At 66.2% G+C, this 17,392-nt stretch carries 21 protein-coding genes and 1 pseudogene; 13 read left to right on the top strand and 9 right to left on the bottom strand.

Annotated elements, in window-relative coordinates; translation table 11 throughout:
* The first annotated feature begins 166 nt into the window (after positions 1-166).
* The 3 genes from ON40_RS02210 to ON40_RS02200 all read left to right on the top strand — a co-directional run bounded on the left by ON40_RS02210 (position 167) and on the right by ON40_RS02200 (position 2,734).
* A complete protein-coding gene (locus ON40_RS02210; protein ID WP_040817914.1) occupies positions 167-625 on the top strand; it encodes a MarR family winged helix-turn-helix transcriptional regulator in 459 nt (152 codons plus the stop codon).
* Positions 626-652: 27 nt separating this feature from the next.
* Complete coding sequence (locus ON40_RS02205) at positions 653-1,918, top strand: MFS transporter (RefSeq protein ID WP_040817912.1); 1,266 nt, start codon at positions 653-655, stop codon at positions 1,916-1,918.
* A gap of 258 nt (positions 1,919-2,176) precedes the next feature.
* The gene (locus ON40_RS02200) at positions 2,177-2,734 is read left to right on the top strand and encodes a DUF8020 domain-containing protein (protein WP_157186165.1); all 558 of its coding nucleotides are present in this window, start codon (positions 2,177-2,179) and stop codon (positions 2,732-2,734) included.
* An 80-nt stretch (positions 2,735-2,814) separates the two neighbouring features.
* Here ON40_RS02200 and ON40_RS02195 read toward each other — a convergent pair whose 3' ends face one another.
* Together ON40_RS02195 and ON40_RS02190 are read right to left on the bottom strand one after the other, a co-directional pair.
* The gene (locus ON40_RS02195) at positions 2,815-3,243 is read right to left on the bottom strand and encodes a tautomerase family protein (RefSeq protein WP_040817908.1); all 429 of its coding nucleotides are present in this window, start codon (positions 3,241-3,243) and stop codon (positions 2,815-2,817) included.
* 39 nt (positions 3,244-3,282) lie between these two features.
* On the bottom strand, positions 3,283-3,984 hold the full coding sequence (locus tag ON40_RS02190; RefSeq protein ID WP_040817906.1) for an SDR family oxidoreductase: 702 nt from the start codon (positions 3,982-3,984) through the stop codon (positions 3,283-3,285).
* Between the two features lie 126 nt (positions 3,985-4,110).
* Here ON40_RS02190 and ON40_RS02185 point away from each other — a divergent pair, with 126 nt between their 5' ends.
* Positions 4,111-4,689 (top strand): TetR/AcrR family transcriptional regulator, encoded by a 579-nt coding sequence (locus ON40_RS02185; protein WP_040817905.1) that lies wholly within the window; start codon positions 4,111-4,113, stop codon positions 4,687-4,689.
* A gap of 53 nt (positions 4,690-4,742) precedes the next feature.
* Entirely contained in the window at positions 4,743-5,495 is a 753-nt protein-coding gene (locus tag ON40_RS02180; protein ID WP_040817904.1) for a DUF427 domain-containing protein, read from the top strand.
* An 87-nt stretch (positions 5,496-5,582) separates the two neighbouring features.
* On the opposite strand, the gene ON40_RS02175 is transcribed toward ON40_RS02180, so the two are convergent.
* Entirely contained in the window at positions 5,583-6,329 is a 747-nt protein-coding gene (locus ON40_RS02175; protein ID WP_040817902.1) for an SIR2 family NAD-dependent protein deacylase, read from the bottom strand.
* A gap of 119 nt (positions 6,330-6,448) precedes the next feature.
* On the opposite strand from ON40_RS02175, the gene ON40_RS02170 reads away from it, so the two are divergent.
* Both ON40_RS02170 and ON40_RS02165 read left to right on the top strand, forming a co-directional pair.
* Positions 6,449-7,102, top strand: a complete 654-nt coding sequence (locus tag ON40_RS02170; RefSeq protein ID WP_051192571.1) for a TetR/AcrR family transcriptional regulator — start codon at positions 6,449-6,451, stop codon at positions 7,100-7,102.
* Positions 7,103-7,186: 84 nt separating this feature from the next.
* Positions 7,187-7,594: a cupin domain-containing protein gene (locus tag ON40_RS02165; RefSeq protein WP_040818067.1), complete on the top strand. Its 408-nt coding sequence runs from the start codon at positions 7,187-7,189 to the stop codon at positions 7,592-7,594.
* A gap of 90 nt (positions 7,595-7,684) precedes the next feature.
* Here the strand turns inward: ON40_RS02165 and ON40_RS02160 are convergent, their stop codons facing one another.
* From ON40_RS02160 to ON40_RS02150, 3 genes are all read right to left on the bottom strand, one after another.
* A complete protein-coding gene (locus tag ON40_RS02160; protein ID WP_245567622.1) occupies positions 7,685-8,227 on the bottom strand; it encodes a hypothetical protein in 543 nt (180 codons plus the stop codon).
* Between the two features lie 446 nt (positions 8,228-8,673).
* Positions 8,674-8,994: a hypothetical protein gene (locus ON40_RS02155; RefSeq protein WP_040817899.1), complete on the bottom strand. Its 321-nt coding sequence runs from the start codon at positions 8,992-8,994 to the stop codon at positions 8,674-8,676.
* Entirely contained in the window at positions 8,994-10,193 is a 1,200-nt protein-coding gene (locus ON40_RS02150) for a 3-ketosteroid-9-alpha-monooxygenase, oxygenase component (RefSeq protein WP_040817898.1), read from the bottom strand. The genes ON40_RS02155 and ON40_RS02150 overlap by 1 nt, the downstream gene beginning before the upstream one ends.
* A gap of 226 nt (positions 10,194-10,419) precedes the next feature.
* Here ON40_RS02150 and hsaA point away from each other — a divergent pair, with 226 nt between their 5' ends.
* Genes hsaA through hsaB form a run of 4 tightly spaced genes read left to right on the top strand, consistent with a single transcriptional unit; the run spans position 10,420 to position 13,957 of the window.
* On the top strand, positions 10,420-11,589 hold the full coding sequence (gene hsaA, locus ON40_RS02145) for a 3-hydroxy-9,10-secoandrosta-1,3,5(10)-triene-9,17-dione monooxygenase oxygenase subunit (RefSeq protein ID WP_040817896.1): 1,170 nt from the start codon (positions 10,420-10,422) through the stop codon (positions 11,587-11,589).
* On the top strand, positions 11,589-12,467 hold the full coding sequence (hsaD, locus tag ON40_RS02140; protein ID WP_040817895.1) for a 4,5:9,10-diseco-3-hydroxy-5,9,17-trioxoandrosta-1(10),2-diene-4-oate hydrolase: 879 nt from the start codon (positions 11,589-11,591) through the stop codon (positions 12,465-12,467). The genes hsaA and hsaD overlap by 1 nt, the downstream gene beginning before the upstream one ends.
* Before the next feature lies 1 nt (position 12,468).
* Entirely contained in the window at positions 12,469-13,368 is a 900-nt protein-coding gene (gene hsaC, locus ON40_RS02135; RefSeq protein WP_040817893.1) for an iron-dependent extradiol dioxygenase HsaC, read from the top strand.
* Between the two features lie 13 nt (positions 13,369-13,381).
* Positions 13,382-13,957 carry a 3-hydroxy-9,10-secoandrosta-1,3,5(10)-triene-9,17-dione monooxygenase reductase subunit gene (hsaB, locus tag ON40_RS02130; RefSeq protein WP_040817892.1) on the top strand — a complete coding sequence of 192 codons (576 nt, stop codon included), beginning with the start codon at positions 13,382-13,384 and terminating at the stop codon, positions 13,955-13,957.
* Positions 13,958-14,172: 215 nt separating this feature from the next.
* On the opposite strand, the gene ON40_RS02125 is transcribed toward hsaB, so the two are convergent.
* Positions 14,173-15,027 carry a helix-turn-helix transcriptional regulator gene (locus ON40_RS02125; RefSeq protein ID WP_040818066.1) on the bottom strand — a complete coding sequence of 285 codons (855 nt, stop codon included), beginning with the start codon at positions 15,025-15,027 and terminating at the stop codon, positions 14,173-14,175.
* Positions 15,028-15,100: 73 nt separating this feature from the next.
* Between ON40_RS02125 and ON40_RS02120 the strand changes: the two genes are divergently transcribed.
* A complete protein-coding gene (locus ON40_RS02120; protein WP_040818064.1) occupies positions 15,101-15,760 on the top strand; it encodes a class I SAM-dependent methyltransferase in 660 nt (219 codons plus the stop codon).
* On the opposite strand, the gene ON40_RS54295 is transcribed toward ON40_RS02120, so the two are convergent.
* Both ON40_RS54295 and ON40_RS55915 read right to left on the bottom strand, forming a co-directional pair.
* On the bottom strand, positions 15,696-16,247 hold the full coding sequence (locus ON40_RS54295; protein ID WP_245567621.1) for a hypothetical protein: 552 nt from the start codon (positions 16,245-16,247) through the stop codon (positions 15,696-15,698). The genes ON40_RS02120 and ON40_RS54295 overlap by 65 nt on opposite strands.
* A gap of 91 nt (positions 16,248-16,338) precedes the next feature.
* Positions 16,339-16,488, bottom strand: a pseudogene (locus ON40_RS55915) (GTP-binding protein); the annotation flags it as partial.
* Positions 16,489-16,636: 148 nt separating this feature from the next.
* On the opposite strand from ON40_RS55915, the gene ON40_RS47810 reads away from it, so the two are divergent.
* The gene (locus ON40_RS47810) at positions 16,637-17,347 is read left to right on the top strand and encodes a DUF4253 domain-containing protein (protein ID WP_051192570.1); all 711 of its coding nucleotides are present in this window, start codon (positions 16,637-16,639) and stop codon (positions 17,345-17,347) included.
* The last annotated feature ends 45 nt before the right edge of the window (positions 17,348-17,392 follow it).

Genomic DNA, 17,392 nt, shown 5'->3' with positions numbered 1-17,392 from the left:
TCCGTTCGGAGCGCTCCCGCGCTGACGGTCCGCATCCGGCCGCAGGCCGTCCCCCAGCACCGACTCGTGAGCAACAAGCACACCCGGCTCGCCGGTGGGGGATCTCACAGCCATTTACATAGCCAACCTATGTACATACTTAGTTAGCCTATGTAAATTAATAACCGTGCAGTTGAACCAGGCAGCCGAATCCGAACCCCTCGCCGAGGGGAACAAGCACGTGGTCGACATCGTCTCGGCCGCGGCGCAGCTGACCCGGCTGGCCCGCACACTCCGCGAGGACGACCTCCCGAACGCGATGTTGCGTGCGATGTCGGTCCTGGACGAGCGGGGACCGCTGCGGGTCAGCGAGTTCGCTCGGTTCGACGGCTGCTCGCAGCCGACAGCAACGGCGCTGATCGGCAGGATGGCGACAGCCGGATTGGTCAGCCGCACAGCAGATCCCGGCGACTCCAGAGCCGTGGTCGTCGCGCTGACGCCGGCGGGACGCGACCGATTGGCCGTGTCCCGCCGCGCGATCGGCACCGCCCTCACGACACGATTGCCCGACTTCGACACCGCCCGGCTCGCGCATCTGCGCGCCGAGCTGGACGAGTTGCTCGAAGCCCTGAAATCGGCCGCGTAACAAGCAGATCACCCAGGAGCGTCTCTGATGAGCATCACTGTGTCTCCGCGTGCCGACATCGCCGACGCGCCGAACACCACCCGCCCGAACCGCGCGAAACAACCCAAATCCGTGTGGGCCGTCGCCTTCGCCTCGGTCATCGCCTTCATGGGCATCGGCCTGGTGGATCCGATCTTGAAACCGATCGGCGAACAACTGCACGCATCCACCTCTCAGGTCACGCTGCTGTTCACCAGCTACATGCTGGTAACCGGCGTGGCCATGCTGATCACCGGCGTGGTGTCGAGCCGCTTCGGCGCGAAGAAGACGCTGCTGGCGGGTCTGGCGATCATCGTCGTATTCGCCGCGCTGGCCGGTAGTTCCAGCACCGTCGGCCAGATCGTGGGCTTCCGCGCCGGGTGGGGCCTGGGTAACGCGCTGTTCATCGCGACCGCGCTGGCCACCATCGTGGGCGCGGCCACCGGCGGCGTCGCCCGCGCGATCATCCTCTACGAGGCCGCACTGGGCATCGGCATCGCGGCCGGACCGCTGGTCGGCGGCGTCCTGGGCGGAATCAGCTGGCGCGCACCGTTCTTCGGCGTCTCGGTGCTGATGGCCGTGGCCTTCATCGCCATCATCGTGCTACTGCCGCAGGCTCCGAAACCGACGCACCACACCTCGATCACCGCGCCGTTCAAGGCATTACGGCACCGCGGCCTGCTGCTGGTGAGCATCACCGCGCTGCTGTACAACTACGGCTTCTTCACCCTGCTGGCCTACACCCCGTTCCCGCTGAACATGGGCACCTATTCGATCGGTTTCATCTTCTTCGGCTGGGGTCTGATGCTCGCGCTGGCCTCGGTGTTCCTGGCGCCGAAACTGCAACGCCGGTTCGGCACCGTGCCGATGATCGCCCTGGCGCTGGCCCTGTTCGCCGCCGATCTCGCGGTGATGGCGATCTTCGCCGACCAGAAGATCGTGCTGATCGTCGGCACCGTCCTGGCCGGACTGTTCCTGGGCGTCAACAACACCCTGATCACCGAGGCCGTGATGATCTCCGCACCGGTGGAGCGTTCGACCGCCTCGGCCGCGTACAGCTTCGTCCGGTTCGTCGGCGGCGCGGCGGCTCCCTACCTGGCCGGCAAGCTCGGCGAACAGCACATGGCCCTGCCGTTCTGGGTCGGCGCGGCATGCACCGCAGTTGGTGTGATCGTGCTGCTGGCCGGACGTTCGTACCTGGCGCACGTGGACGATCACGATCCCGAGCCGCACAGCATCGAGGAGGCACAGGCGATCAGCGCCGGGGAGGACTGATCCCGATCCATTCGTGAGGCGCGAATCAGTGGGCCGCTCCATCTCGGAGCGGCCCACAGCGAATTCATGGCACATTTGCGACAACCACTGGACGAGAACGTCGATTGGTGCGTCCGCGGATCCGGACATTGTGTCACCACCAATTTACATGCGGCCGATTTCCACATAGTGTGGGCGCAATGTCGAACGGGGCGTAAGTTTTTTTCGGGGCGTCCTTTCGCCATGACCCGACAATCTTTAGTGATGTAAGGAATCCTCGTGTCAGTTTCGATCCAGACCCTCGGCCGCAGCATGGCCCTCGCCGTCCTCACCGCGGGCGCGGTGATGATCGGTTCCAGCACCTCGGGTGCGGCCCCGGTCGCCAAGCAGCCGCAGAACGTCGAGACCCAGGTGGTCTCCGCCACGAACGACACGTCCGCGCACACGATCACCGCGACGCTGCCCGCGGGTCGTTTCATCTCCAATGCGGCCGCCCACACGATCGACATCGTCGACGCCGCGGGTAAGACCACCGAGTCCATCCCGATGTCGGTGCACGGCAAGACCGTTCCGGTCGCGGCCGCCATCAGCAACAACGGCCGCTCGGTGACCCTGAAGCAGATCGGCTTCACCGACACCGGAAACCAGCTCATCAACGAGTGGGTCTGGGGCGTGCAGCACGGCGGCGCGGTCGGCGCGATCATCGGCTGCCTGCTGGGCTTCTGGTTCTTCGTCCTGCCCGGCTGCGCGATCGGCGCGGCCATCGGCGGCACGATCGGCAGCCCGAACGGCAACCAGATCAACTCCACGTTCTTCCGCCTGCTCCAGGGCAACTGACCCGGTAGCCACCGAAACGGCCGCCGCGGCATCTTCTTCCGAGATGTCGCGGCGGCCGTTTCCGTTTCCCAGGGGAGGGATTACGTATCGGCCGGTACCGGCGAATTCGCTGCGGCCCACGCCTTCTCCGCATCGCTGCCCGCCTCGGGCGGCCACAACCCGTCGATCATCCACAGATCCCGAGCGCTCTCCTCGATGTGGAATTCGCAATGCAAGCCGCGATCAGCGGTGTAGGGCAAGGTGATCGCGTTGACGAATTCGGTCATGCGCCTGCGTCGCGGCGCGTCGTCGATTCGCCGGGCCAGATGCGAGACGACGATGCGCACGGTGTTCGCCGACGGTTTGCCACCAACCAGGAAATCAGCCTGGGCCAGTTCGTGGAAATGTACGACGACGTAGAACTCCGGAAGGCCGACATCGGCGTAATGCTTGGTGATATCGGCGGCGAAATCCTGCTTGTCCCGGTCGGAATAGACCCCGACCGGATGGTAGATCTGCCACAGCGGCATGGGTGAATCCTTACTCTGCGGATTGCGAATGGGTAGTGCTCAGCCGCCGATCGGCAATGCGAGGTTTTCCACGGGACCGGACAGCGCGGCTTTGACGCGCCTGGTCAGATCGTCGACCAGCACCTCGTTCTCGCCCTTCTCCAGACCGTCCGCAACGGCCTGGGCAACCTGCCGGGGACTGATCTTCTCGGCCTGCAGCGTCTTGACCATGTCGGTATCGGCGAATCCCAGATGCACCCCGACCACCTGGGTGTGCTGCGCGGCCAGTTCGGTGCGCAGCGAATTGGTCAGCGACCAGAACGCCGCCTTGGACGCGCCGTAGGCCGCCGCGCCGGATCCCCAGGACAGCACCGAGTGGATGTCCACCAGCGCGCCGCCGCCGTTGGCCGCCAGGATCGGCGCGAACGCCTGCGCGATACGCAGCGGGCCGAACACGTTGGTATCGAAAGTCGCTGCGACATCGGCGATCTCGGCCGTCAGCAGCGGAGCCGGGCGCAGCACCCCGGCGTTGTTGATCACGATGCTCACCTCGCCGGCTCGCGCTGCCACGGCCGCGACGGAATCCTGATCGGTGACCTCGAGCGCGAGCGGCACGATGCGGGGATCCTCGGCCTCGACCGGACGGCGTGCGGTGACGTAGACCTTCCGCGCGCCACGGTCCAGCAGTTCCTCGGCGAATGCGCGGCCCAGACCGCGCTGACCGCCGGTCACCAGCGCGGTCGCCCCTTCGATCCTGGTCATGCGGTGTCCTTCCGATGCGGTTCGGATGCGGTGAGCCCGCACCCGCTACGTTTTAGATTATTGCCATCATCTATTCTGCTGCGCAAGACTGGTGAGGCGATACACAGCACACGGAAAGGGGACGCCATGCCGCGGTCATCGCGTGCGCAGGCCGAGACGCACCGCCGAGAGGTCCTGGACGCGGCCTCGGCACTGGTGCGCCGCGACGGGGTCGACGGCGTGACGGTGCCGGAGGTGATGGCCGCGGCCGGACTCACCCACGGCGGCTTCTACCGGCACTTCCGATCCAAGGAAGACCTTGTGGCACAAGCCTGTTCGGCCGCCTGCGCGGAGAAGGAACGCGAACGAGCGGATCTGCTCGAAGCCGGGCCCGACGAACGCGCCGCACGCCGCGCCTTCCTCGAGCGTTACCTGTCCACAGCCCACCGCGACACCCCCGCGCAGGGCTGCGGCATCGCCGCCCTGGCCGGCGACGTCGCCCGCACCGACCCAGACAGCCCCCTGCGCGCGGCATACCTCGAGGGCATGCGGCAGATGATCGACGATCTCGGTCGCCTGAATCCGACTGCCTCCGAAGACAATCGGGACACCCTGGTCGAAATTGCGGTCATGGCGGGCGCGGTGATGCTCGCCCGGGCCGCCGCGGGCGACGACCTGTCCGAGCAGATCCTGACCGCGGCCCGCGACTTCCTCGTCACCGACTGACCCTGCGCACGGCGACACCGGGATGTCACCGTCCGGGAGTACCTTGGGCGGGTATGAGCGACAGGAATCGGGGCCGGGTCGGAACCGAACCCGGACACAAACGTGTGCGCGCCTACGCTGCCGGTCGGCTCGTCGCCGACACCATCCATCCCACCCTGGTCTGGGAGATTCCGTACTACCCCGCCTACTACGTGCCGCTGGACGATGTGCACGCCGAATTGAAGGCGACCGGTGAGACCAAGCACTCGCCCAGTCGCGGCGACGGCCTGATCCACGACGTCGTCGTCGACGGCATCACCAAATCCGCTGCGGCCCTGCGTTATCCGGATTCACCGATTCCGGAGCTGCGTGATCTGGTGCGCCTCGAGTGGAGTGCGATGGACGAATGGTTCGAGGAGGACGAACCCATCTACGTCCACCCCCGCAACCCCTACACCCGCGTGGACATCCTGAGCAGTTCCCGGCACGTGCGGGTCGTGGTGGACGGCGTCACCGTCGCCGATTCGCACTCTCCGCACATCCTGTTCGAAACCGGCCTCCCGCCGCGCTACTACCTCCCCCTCCCGGACACCCGCCAGGACCTGTTCACTCCGTCGGAGACCCGGACGCACTGCCCCTACAAGGGCACCGCGGGCTATTTCAACCTCGACGTCAACGGCGTCACTCACGAAGATCTCGTCTGGATCTACCGAACCCCGCTGCCCGAAAGCCAGAAGGTGACCGGCCTGGTCTGCTTCTACAACGAGAAGGTCGACATCTATCTCGACGAGGAACTCCAACCCCGTCCGGACTCGCCCTTCGCCTGAAACCGGCCCTGCGCGCCGACACGGCCATCCATCGGCTCTCCACTGGTCAGGCGCGCAGGTAGCCGTGGTTGTCGAAGCCCGGCCCGCCTACGAATCGGGGCGGGCCAGCAGATCGGCGACCAGATCCGGCAGAGCGGTACCGATGGGATCGCGGATAACCTCGGTGGCCATCGAGTCGTAGGGCGTGGGCTCGGCGTTGACGATGACGAGGTCCGCACCGTGCTCCACAGCGATGCCGCACAGCGAGGCGGCCGGTTCGACCTGCAGCGATGTGCCCACGCCCAGGAAGATGTCCGAGGTTTCGGCGACCAACTGGGCGGTGAGCATACTGCGCAGATTCAATTGCTGACCGAACATGATGACCGCGGCCTTGAGGATGCCGCCGCAGTCGGGGCAGGGCGGATCCGGCTCACCGGCGGCCACCCGTTCCAACGTCGCGGACATCGTCGTGCGGAAATCGCAGACGGTGCATTCGACCTCGAACATGTTGCCGTGGATCTCCACCACCGATTCCGGCGGCGATCCGGCGCGCTGATGCAGCCGATCGATGTTCTGGGTGACGATGTTGACCGTGCGCGCCTGCGCCAATCGGACCAGCGCGCGATGCGCCGCATTGGGCCGGGCCTGCCAGGCCGGATTGTCCCGCCGCGCGATCCAGGCACGTTGTCGCAGTTCGGGATCGGCCATGTAGTTGTCGTAGGTGGAGAGCAATTCCGCGATCGGATCCTCGGTCCACACCCCGCGCGGTCCGCGGAAATCCGGAATTCCGGAATCGGTCGAGATTCCCGCGCCGGTCAGCACCCCGACCGAGCCGCCACGTCGCCGCCAGCTCATACCGGACACACTAACCGCCGACCGGTCGCATCGCGGGCCCACTCCACCGGCATCAGCCGAGCAACCAGCGCGGACCCGAAGTTTGATACGGTCGTGTATCCATTGAGCGGGAGGTGACGATGTCCGTGCAGGCCGACGAGACCGGCGCGGCGGCACCGCGTACGCCCCGGGTCACCAAGCGGCGGGCCGAAACTCGGCAGCGGCTGCTGGACGCCGCGTTCGATGCCTTCGCGCAGGAGGGTTTCGGGCGTTGCACCGTCGAGCAGATCTGCGAGCGGGCCGGATATACCCGCGGGGCGTTCTACTCGAATTTCACCTCGCTCGAGGAATTGTTCCTGGCGATGTGGGAGCAGCGGTCGGCGAATATGCTGCGCGATTTGTCCGCGGTCCTCGACGAGGTCGCGAACGTGGACGATCTGCATGCCGGCGTCGAACGGGTCCTGGATGCGATCCCCTTGGAGGACAAATGGTTTCGCATCACCTATGAATTCACCGCGCACGCCCTGCGCAATCCCGCGCTGCGGCGGGTGATGGCCGCACGCGAGGAGGCGATCGTCGCCGCCCTGCTGCCGGTACTGGGCGCGCTGCTGGACCGCGCGGGCCGCACGGTGACCGATCCCGACGCCCTGGGCCGCGCCCTGGTGGCCGTCCACGACGGCACCGCGACCCAATGCCTGCTCGAACCCGACAGCGCCACCGCCCACGCCCAGCGCGTCGACCTGTTCACGCACGTCGCCCTGGCCTACAGCCGGCCGCACGACACCGACCGATAAGTCCACGGCCGATTCGTGTTCGGGCGCGCGACCCAGCACGATCGTCTCGATGGACCGCATCCGCCAGCCCAGGAGGCACACACCGTGACCGACCGCCCCGAACTCGCCCGCGCCCTCGACCTGCAACCGCACCCCGAGGGCGGCTGGTTCCGCGAAACCTACCGCAGCCCGGTGGAATTCGAGCCCGAAGGCTACGGCGCCCCGCGCTCGTCCGCGACCGCGATCCACTTCCTGCTGCTGCCGCACGAGCACTCCGCACCGCATACGGTCCGCTCGGACGAGATCTGGCTGTGGCAGCGCGGCGGCCCACTGCTGCTGAACATCGGCGGCGACGAGATCACCCTCGGCCCGGATGTCGAAGGCGGACAATTGCTCCAGGCCGTCGTCCCCGGCGGCGTGAGCCAGTCTGCCAAACCCGCCACCGACGAATACGTCCTGGTCAGCTGCATCGTCGCCCCCGGATTCGACTTCGCCGACTTCCGCCTCGACTGAGGCGTGCCTGGGTGGACGGGCTGATGCTCGTCGACGTATCCGAAGCACCCGCTAGGTCCGCACCGCCCCGGACGATCGAGGTTCACGGCGTCAGTCGTGAAGCGCCCGTGGTGGTGCGCTCAGCGCGTCCGCCGCGCCGAGGGTTGCGCCCACACCGGCGCCGAGTGCGGCAATCGGAACCTCCATGAGCGCGAGGCCGTATGCGGCGCCGATGGGAACCGCGACGAGGCCGATCGGCGCGAATGGAATGCCGATGACAGCGCCGAGTGCTCCGCCGGCGACCCCGCCGATCACGCCGAAGGGACTCGCCGCCACCGCGCCCGCAGTCGCGCCGGTCACGGCGCCTGCGACAGTTTCTCCCGCGACGCGGTCGGATCGACTGCGTTCCATTCCAATCGAATCGAGAAAGGTTGCCAGTCCGGCTTCGGTTTCGGCGGCACCGTCGTTGAGCTGAATCGCCTGCTCCCGACCGAGCCATCCCGGTGAATCGACTTGCAGGTCACCGAAACGCAATTTGCCCGGCCGAGGTGCGATCGGTGGTACCGGCGCGACCTGAACCGGCGCAGTCAGCGGCCCCAGGGGAGCCAGATACTTTTCGTCCGGAATCGGCCGCGCCCACTGCAACGAACTCAACGTGTCATCCGGAATATGCGCTCCTCGGTACGTATGCACATTCGGTGCCACCGCCGAAGGCCATTGCTCCGGCTGGTCAGGGACGAATTGGTCGCCTTGGTCCTGATCGGCCCGCGATACCGCGCTACTCTTGACAGGCTGGGCGTTCACGGTCCCGGCATTTGTCAGAATGAGCGCAAATGGAACGGCGCTCAGAACGACCGACGATGGCATCTTGTATCGACGCTGACGCACAGCTCGATGTTTGCCTGTTCCCACAGATCACCTTTCGCATGGAAGAAGAATTTCAACCCGAGCGCATATCTGGTGAAGAACAGCAGCGAGGATACCCCAGGGATGCGAGGCATATTCATCGTTCGGCGATCGATGATCAGTGGGCAATCATGACAAAACGCACCCCGCCCGGACATTCGGGCGGGGTGCGTTCCGGCACAACGGATCTGCCGCTACTCCTCGACGGCGATGATCCCCTCGTGCACGGCGTGCTCGATCGCACGATGCAGGTTCGGGCACCCCTCGGGACGGCCCGGCCCGCCGGCCAACTGCTGGAACACCGGGCAGTGCTGGGCCGGATCCACCGTCCACTGCACCGAGGTCTGCTGCGAACTGGACTTGCGCACAAGGACTTTCGTCCCGCATGTCAGACAGGACAGCGGAGTCATCCCGTCTTCGAGATAGCGCTGCTTGTCCACGACCGTCTGGGCGCGCACCTGCGCCCGCCGCTCCGGACGATCCACGAAGTCCGGTGCTTTCGCCCAGGCGGTCATCAGACTCCCGCCTCCGCGGCGGCCGCCTCGTCGGATTCCCGCTTGCGGCGCAGGTTCTCGGCGACCTCCGCCTCCCACGCCTCGTTCGCCTTGGTCGTGTCGACCTCGAATTCGAAGCGCTGGGTGCTCTTGGGATCGACATCGGCGACGTCGACGTAGAACTGGTCGTACCAGCGACGCAGCTGATAGACCGGCCCGTCCTCCTCGCACAGCAGCGGATTCTCGATCTTGGACTTGTGCTTCCAGATCTCCACGTCCTGCAGGAAGCCGACGCCGATGCCCTCGGTCATCTTCGCGGCCAGCTTCTTCGAGGACTCGTCGTCCAGGCCCTTGGGCTTCTGCACCGTGATGCCGTACTGCAGCATGAACGAATCCTGCGACACCGGATAGTGGCAGTTGATCAGGACGCTCTTGACCTCGAACCCGCCGTAGAAATTGTTCAGCGGATTGATCATGTAGGAGGGTCCGTAGTACGCGGCCACCGACTTGAGCAGCGAATCACCGTACTGCGAGCCCATACCCACGTCCGGACGCGACTTGGTCTCCAGGAACTGCGAGGCCACATGCCCTTCGAAGACGTTCTTGAAGAACGTCGGATAGGCGAAGTGGATGTAGAAGAAGTGCGCCATGTCGACCACGTTGTCGATGATCTCGCGGCAGTTGGCGCCTTCGATCAGCATCGAGTGCCAGGTCCACTCGGTCCAGCCGTCGTCGAGGGTCTCGGTCGCGTTGCCGTCGGCGTCGGTGTAGGGGCCCTCGATGTGCGGGATGGTGACATCCTCCGGCGGCGGGTTGCCCTCGTGGTCGTGCCAGACGAACAGCTGTCCGTTGCGCTCGAGCGTGGTCCACGAACGGGTCCGCGCCAGCGGAGGCACCCGGCGGCCGTACGGGATTCCCGTGCAGCGGCCGTTACCGCCCCAGCGCCAGTCGTGGAACGGGCAGGCGACCGAATCGCCCTTGATCTCGCCCATGCTCAGGTCGCCGCCCATGTGCCGGCAGTACGCGTCCAGCACCTGAAGCTCGCCGTTGCTGTCGGCGAAAATCACCAGTTTGGTGCCGAACACCGAGATGGCGTGCGGCTTGCCGTCCCGGAACGGTGCGGCCAGGCCGAGGCAATGCCATCCCCGCGCATACCGGGTGGGCGCGGTGCCGACATCGATCTCGCGGACCTTACCGCCCCGCGGTGGGGTTACTGCCATTGCGATCCCTCCTCTACGATTACTAGAACACGTTACAAAATTGTCCGGCCCTGCGCCAGTTATTCCCGCGACTACCAGGCACTGGCCACCCACCACCCTCAGCGAACACCCGTTCTCGACATGAACAAGAACGTGTTCTAGTCTCAGAGTAAGTATCAGTCCCGGGGACACATCAGCCCCAGGACGAAGGATCCCCGCACCGATCGAGCCAGGAGCAGCCACCGAGATGACGCAAGAAGTGACCGAACGGGTCGAAGCGCTGTTGCCGAAGCTGCGCGAGCAGGCGCAGGAGGCAGAGGATCTGCGCCGCATCCCCGACGAGACCATGAAGGCGCTACAGGAAACCGGTTTCTTCAAGCTGCTGCAGCCGCGCCAGTGGGGTGGCTACGCGTGCGATCCGGTCATCTTCTACGACACCGTGCGCAGGATCGCCAGCGCCTGCGGCTCCACCGGCTGGGTGTCGGGCATCATCGGCGTGCACAACTGGCATCTGGCGCTGTTCAGCCAGCAGACCCAGCAAGAGGTCTGGGGCGAGGACACGTCCGTGCGCATCTCCTCCTCCTACGCCCCGATGGGCGCGGGCGTGGTCACCGAAAGCGGCGACGGCTACATCGTCAACGGCTCCTGGGCCTGGTCCTCGGGCAGCGACCACGCCAGCTGGACCTTCGTCGGCGGCCCGGTGATCAAGGACGGCAAGCCGGTCGACTTCGGCAGCTTCCTGGTGCCGCGCACCGACTACCGCATCGATGACGTGTGGAACGTGGTGGGCCTCAAGGGAACCGGCTCCAACACGCTGGTGCTGGAGAACGTCTTCGTGCCGCGGCACCGGTTCCTGAGCTACAAGGCCATGAACGACCTGACCGCGCCCGGCCTGACCGAGAACACCGACCCGGTCTACAAGATGCCTTGGGGCACAATCCATCCCACCACCATCTCCACCCCGATTGTCGGCATGGCCTACGGTGCGCTCGAGGCGCACGTCGAGCACCAGGGCAAGCGCCTGCGTGCCGCCTACGCCGGCGAGAAGGCCAAGGACGACCCGTTCGCCAAGGTCCGCATCGCCGAGGCCGCCAGCGATATCGACGCCGCGTGGCGTCAGCTCTCGGGCAACGTCGCCGACGAGTACAAGCTGCTGGTCGCGGGCGAGGAGATCCCGTTCGATCTGCGCGTGGCCGCCCGTCGCGACCAGGTCCGCGCCACCGGCCGGGCCATCGCCTCGATCGACAAGATGTTCGAGAGCTCCGGCGCCACCGCGCTGGCGAACGGCACTCCGCTGCAGCGCTTCTGGCGTGACGCGCACGCCGGGCGCGTGCACGCCGCCAACGATCCCGAGCGCGCCTACACGATGTACGGCACGCACGCGTTCGGCATGCCGGTCACCGACGGGATGGTGTGATGACGACGGTTTCGGAGATCACCTTCGAGTCCACCTCCCGATACGCCCAGGTGCGGCCGGATCTGAAGCTGCACTATCACGAGGCGGGCGTGGGCAACGGCCCCACGATCGTGCTGCTGCACGGCGGCGGTCCGGGCGCGTCGTCCTGGGCCAACTTCGCGCGCAATATTCCGGTGTTGGCCAAGGACTTTCACGTGTTGGCCGTGGATCAGCCCGGATTCGGCCTGTCCGACAAGCCGACCGAGCATCCGCAGTACTTCGTGCACAGTGCCTCGGCGCTGAAGGATCTGCTCGACGCCCTCGAAATCACCGACCGGGTGCACGTCCTGGGCAACTCGCTCGGCGGCGGCGCGGCGGTGCGTTTCGCGCTCGACTACCCCGACCGCGCGGGCAAACTCGTGCTGATGGGTCCGGGCGGAGTGAGCACGAACCTGTTCGGGCCCGATCCGACCGAGGGCGTGAAGGCGCTGAGCACCTTCGTCGGCGAGCCGACCCGGGAGAACATCGAGAAGTTCATCCGGATCATGGTTTTCGACCAGAAGCTGGTCACCCCGGAACTGATCGACGAGCGGTTCGAACTGGCCCGTACCCCGGAGTCCTTGGCCGCCATGCGCGCGATGGGCAAATCCTTCGCCTCGGCCGATTACGAGAAGGGCATGCTCTGGCGCGACGCCTACAAGCTGCGCCAGCCGGTGCTGCTGATCTGGGGCCGCGAGGACCGGGTCAACCCGCTCGACGGCGCTCTGGTGGCGGTCAAGTCGATCCCGCGGGTACAACTGCATGTGTTCGGTGGCTGCGGTCACTGGGCTCAGGCGGAGAAGTTCAACGAATTCAACCGTCTGACAACCGACTTCCTGCTCGGCCTCAAGGAGAGGTGATATGAGTATTCGCGCGCTCGGATACATGCGCATCGAGGCCACCGATATGGCGGCCTGGCGCGAGTACGGGCTCAAGGTGCTCGGCATGATGGAGGGCGAGGGCTCCGACCCCGACGCCCTCTATCTACGCATGGACGACTTCCCGGCCCGCCTGGTCATCGTGCCCGGCGAGAAGGACCGGCTACAGGTCTCCGGCTGGGAGGTCACCGACGCCCCTGCGCTGCAACGCCTTCGGGAGACGCTGTCCAAGGCGGGAGTCCCGTTCACCGAGGCCACCAAGGAAGAACTCGCCGACCGCCGCGTCGAGGGCATGATCCGTTTCCAGGACCCGGGCGACAACACGCTCGAGGCGTTCTACGGTGCGCAGTACCTGGCCCGCCGGTTCGTCAGCCCGTACGGCCACAAGTTCGTCACCGCCGAACAGGGCCTCGGCCACGTCGTGCTGACCTGCACCGATGATGCTGCGGCACAGGCGTTCTACCAGGATGTGCTGGGCTTCCGGCTGCGCGACTCGATGCGGCTGCCCCCGCAGATGGTCGGGCGTCCCGCGGACGGCGACCCGGCCTGGCTGCGGTTCTACGGCTGCAACCCGCGCCACCACGCGCTGGCGTTCCTGCCGCTGCCGAATCCGACCGGCATCGTGCATCTGATGGTCGAGGTGGAGAACTCCGACGACGTCGGGCTGTGCCTGGATCGCGCGATGCGCAAGAAGGTCAAGATGTCCGCCACCCTCGGCCGCCACATCAACGACAAGATGCTGTCGTTCTACATGAAGACCCCCGGCGGCTTCGATATCGAATATGGTTGCGAGGGACTGGAAGTCGACGATCACTCCTGGATCGCCCGGGAGTCCACCGCGGTGAGCCTGTGGGGTCACGACTTCTCGGTGGGATTCAAGTAGAGGGCCACGCACAATGACCACGAGTGAGCAACCCGTCATCGACCCGCGCCAGTTTCGGAATGTGCTGGGGCAGTTCTGCACCGGCATCACCGTGATCACCACCTTCGGTGAGGATGCCGCCCCGATCGGGTTCGCGTGCCAGTCCTTCGCCGCGCTGTCGCTGGAACCGCCGCTGGTGCTGTTCTGCCCCACCAAGGAGTCCCGCTCCTGGAAGGCGATCGAGCGCAACGGCAGTTTCTGCGTCAACATGCTCGCCGAGGAACAGCAGCCCGTCTGTGCCCGCTTCGGCTCCCGCGAACCCGACAAGTTCGCTGGAATCGATTGGCATACAACGGACCTGGACCTTCCGGCCCTGGACGGCGCGTTGGCCACGATCCAGTGCACAGTGGACAACGTGCTCGATGGCGGCGATCACTACGTCGTGATCGGCCGAGTACAGGCCCTGTCGGAGTCCACCGACTCCGACAGGCCGCTGCTGTTCTACCGAGGTCAGTACACCGCCATCGAACCGGAGAAGACCACCCCGGCCCCCTGGCGCGCCGACCTCGAACACTTCCTCACCACAACCACTCTCGACACCTGGCTGTAGTTGGCAGTCCTGCTGTGGGCGGTATCGGTGCGGGCCGATACCGCCCACAGTCGTCTCGCGCCGACGCCGGACTCTGCGACCGACACGTCCACCACCTACGAGAAGGCATGTCGGCGAGAGACATCCAGCTGCGTATCTGCGGCGCCAGGACGCTCACCGGGATCGCGACGGTGGTCGGTGCGGGCACACATCGGAACGACCGATCGGTTCAGCGCTCAGGTCTGTGAGGCCGCGCGCCAGGCTCGGGGCGACACCCCGAAGGCCCGACGAAACTGCCGGCTGAAGTATCCCGGGTCGGAAAATCCTGCGCGACGGGCAATTTCGGCAATCGGCAGATCGGTTCCCGACAGCAGCCGACGAGCCTGGTCCATGCGGCGCTGCAGGATCCAGTCCTGCACCGTGCGGCCCGTGCGATGACGAACCACCGTAGTCAGGTACCCGGGCGTCATGCCGACCGCCTGCGCCACATCACGCAGCGACAACTGTTCGGCATAACGTTCGTCGATCACCTCGAACACCTCGGCCAGCAGCGGCTCACCACTGCGCCGCACATCGCCCACCGTCTCGGCGGCCAACCGCGCGAGATCGATGAGCAACAGAGTCAGATGAGTACAGGCCGCCAGCCGATAACCGTCCTGCTGCTCCGACAACTCGGTCTCGATGGCCTCGATCGTGCTGTCCCACACCGGACGTCGCGCCGCAGGCACGGTGAGCTCCAACAGCCCGTCCCGCTGCGCGTGCAGGAACGGATAGAGCAGCGGATGCGACCGCCACACCGGCCACGGCGCCCGCGCATCCTCGCCCAGCGCGGCCGGATCGAAGAACACGCCCACACCCGAGCGGACGGAGTCGATCATCGCACCGTCGACCACCTGCCCCGCCGCGACCACATGCACCGAACCGGTCCCCGGCACGTACCACAGTGCCGGGAAATCGTGGATATGCCGACGTCGGGTGGGCGCGGAGGCCGGGGCTCGCATGGTCGAAACGGGCGGCGTCACCGGATCGCTCCGGTAGTCGTAGACCGGCACGCCACCCTGATGGCGCACCACCCGCGTCGGCTCGCTCATGAACCGAAGATAGTCCAATTCCTGCCGACTATCACCCCACTTCCAGGTCTGATACGCGCCCACCATGGACTTCATGAACGAAAATCGTCCACATTCGGTTCTCCAGTCACACGACTACCTCCCGGCGGCCGGGCACGACATCCTGCTCCCCGCCTTCGACCTGCTCTCCCGGGCGCTGGGCACGCCCGCACTCCACGACCGCCTCGTCGCACAAGCCGAGCTCCGACCCGGACATCGCGTCATCGAAATCGGCTGCGGTACCGGCAATCTCGTCATCAAGGCGATACGAGCCCAACCGGCCGCCGAGGTGATCGGCTCCGATCCGGACCCCAAGGCACTGGCACGTGCCGAACGAAAGGCCAAGGGACTGAGCGGACTACGCTTCGAGCGCGGTTACGCCCAGAACCTGCCGCATCCCGACGGCGAATTCGATCGAGTCCTGTCGGCCCTGATGCTGCACCACCTCCCCACCGACATCAAGGCCGCGGCCCTCACCGAGGCCCGCCGCGTCCTGCGCCCCGGCGGCCGCCTCCACCTGGTGGACGTCGGCGGCGACATCACCCGGGCGAACACCTTCCTGGGCCGCCAGCTGCTGCGCAACGGCCACGTCGAGGCCAACCTCGCCCTCCCGCACCTCCTCGAAACTGCCGGCTTCGACCACACCCTCATCAGTTCCGAATCCCACCCCCGCATGGGCCACATCGTCTACTACCAGGCAACCCGCCCGGCATAGCCGCGACTCCGGCCGTGAGCGCCACACCCACCGTTGCGGAGCGCCGTCGCGTCGGGTCACCGACATCGCACACCGCCGGACGATCCAGCGGTGCGGGCAGATAGTCCACCACCGCATCGAGCAGTGGTTCGACCCCGCGGTCGCCGTAGGCCGCCCCGCAGAGCACCACTACGACCTCGCCGCTACGAGTCAGCTCCCGCAACGCCTCGACCAGTGTGTTCGCCGACAGTTCGGACCGCACGACATACTCCTCCAGTGCCGCCGGATGTCGTTCGGCCACAAGCTCGTCCAGCTCGGCGCGTCGACGAACCGCTTCTGCGACGAGGTGCTCCGGAATCGACTCCTGCACGAACACGCCGGAGTCGTCCGCCCACGCCAGCGCCCGCATCCGCACCAGATCCACGACACCGGTGAATCCGTCCTCCCGCCCGATCGGCAGCTGCACCACGACCGGAGTCGGATGCAACCTGCGGCGGATGGAATCCACAGCGGCGTCGAGATCGGCTCCGGCACGGTCCCATCTTGTTCACGAAGGCGATTCGCGGCACACCGCATCGATCGGCCCGTCGCCACACCGATTCGCTCTGCGGCTCGACACCTGCGACCGCGTCGAAGATCGCGATGGCGCCGTCCAGCACCCGCAGCGATCGCTCGACCTCATCGGAGAAGTCCACGTGCCCTGGCGTATCGATCAGATTGAGCCGGTACCCGCGCCAACCGCAGCTCACGGCCGCGGCGAAAATGGTGATGCCCCGACCTGCACATATCTCTCACCTTGGAGATGCGTTCCGAGGTCGCTGTCTGTCGGTGCCCCGGCATAGCTTCACCGGACAGATCCGATCGAGTTGCCAACGGACTCCAGGGGGTTCATCCGTCATGTGCGTCAAGAATTCGTTCAACACCTTGCCCGCGGGCTTTCCCGCCGGACACGTCGTCTCCGCCGAGGGAGGCCGCGGCCGGCCCGTCATGTGGGTGTCCGAGCACGCCGGTCTCGCCATCCAGCGGTGGTGGGAGCCGATGTTCGACGACCATCCCCAGACCGGCTTGTATCCACTGTTACTCGATGAATCCATCGATATCGCCCTGCTGGGCACCGCCCCCACCGCCGACGTCATCGACCGCGTCCCGGGCGACCAGCTCATCCGCGAGTACTTCGACTTCTCGGGCAACGGATGGCCCGGATTCGCTCCGGCACAACGATTGGCCGTACATCCCGGATACGCCGCCGCCCGCCTGGCCGCCGAGGGGGCCGACACAGCTCGGCTCGCACTGGTTCCCAGCGTCCGCGGTGCAGATACTCCGGCGCTGATCGGTTGGACCGGCGCGATGGATTACACCTGGGACGTCGAGAAGATCTCCGCGGTATTGCGTACCTGGGAGGACAGGTTCGGCGTCCGGGTGATCCGGCTCGGCGGCACCACACTGGAACTGTCGGTGGCCGCACCGCCGTCGACCATCACCGAGGCCCGACGAATCACCTTGGAGCACGCGGGATTCTGCCCGAGTATCTGGCAGGAAGAGGTCGCGCTGAACAGCTATGCGGCCGGCCTCGTCAAGCGCCCGGCCTGGCGATTCCAATGGGCGTGACCGCGTCTGTTCTTCCCCGGAAATAAGGAAAGGCCCCCAGCATAA

This window comes from Nocardia jiangxiensis NBRC 101359 (genome assembly GCF_000308615.1).
Taxonomy (GTDB): domain Bacteria; phylum Actinomycetota; class Actinomycetes; order Mycobacteriales; family Mycobacteriaceae; genus Nocardia; species Nocardia jiangxiensis.
The sequence above is the reverse complement of the archived record's forward strand: the minus strand, read 5'-3'. Positions and strand labels throughout refer to the sequence as shown.

Coding starts and splice junctions, on each gene's coding strand:
- ON40_RS02205 (WP_040817912.1), top strand. CDS start 653: ATGAGCATCACTGTGTCTCCGCGTGCCGACATCGCCGACGCGCCGAAC.
- hsaA (WP_040817896.1), top strand. CDS start 10,420: ATGACGCAAGAAGTGACCGAACGGGTCGAAGCGCTGTTGCCGAAGCTG.
- ON40_RS02125 (WP_040818066.1), bottom strand. CDS start 15,027: ATGAGCGAGCCGACGCGGGTGGTGCGCCATCAGGGTGGCGTGCCGGTC.
- ON40_RS02120 (WP_040818064.1), top strand. CDS start 15,101: ATGAACGAAAATCGTCCACATTCGGTTCTCCAGTCACACGACTACCTC.
- ON40_RS02185 (WP_040817905.1), top strand. CDS start 4,111: ATGCCGCGGTCATCGCGTGCGCAGGCCGAGACGCACCGCCGAGAGGTC.
- ON40_RS02150 (WP_040817898.1), bottom strand. CDS start 10,193: ATGGCAGTAACCCCACCGCGGGGCGGTAAGGTCCGCGAGATCGATGTC.
- ON40_RS02195 (WP_040817908.1), bottom strand. CDS start 3,243: ATGCCGCTGTGGCAGATCTACCATCCGGTCGGGGTCTATTCCGACCGG.
- hsaD (WP_040817895.1), top strand. CDS start 11,589: ATGACGACGGTTTCGGAGATCACCTTCGAGTCCACCTCCCGATACGCC.
- ON40_RS02175 (WP_040817902.1), bottom strand. CDS start 6,329: ATGAGCTGGCGGCGACGTGGCGGCTCGGTCGGGGTGCTGACCGGCGCG.
- ON40_RS02170 (WP_051192571.1), top strand. CDS start 6,449: ATGTCCGTGCAGGCCGACGAGACCGGCGCGGCGGCACCGCGTACGCCC.
- ON40_RS02190 (WP_040817906.1), bottom strand. CDS start 3,984: ATGACCAGGATCGAAGGGGCGACCGCGCTGGTGACCGGCGGTCAGCGC.
- hsaC (WP_040817893.1), top strand. CDS start 12,469: ATGAGTATTCGCGCGCTCGGATACATGCGCATCGAGGCCACCGATATG.
- ON40_RS02155 (WP_040817899.1), bottom strand. CDS start 8,994: ATGACCGCCTGGGCGAAAGCACCGGACTTCGTGGATCGTCCGGAGCGG.
- hsaB (WP_040817892.1), top strand. CDS start 13,382: ATGACCACGAGTGAGCAACCCGTCATCGACCCGCGCCAGTTTCGGAAT.
- ON40_RS02180 (WP_040817904.1), top strand. CDS start 4,743: ATGAGCGACAGGAATCGGGGCCGGGTCGGAACCGAACCCGGACACAAA.
- ON40_RS47810 (WP_051192570.1), top strand. CDS start 16,637: ATGTGCGTCAAGAATTCGTTCAACACCTTGCCCGCGGGCTTTCCCGCC.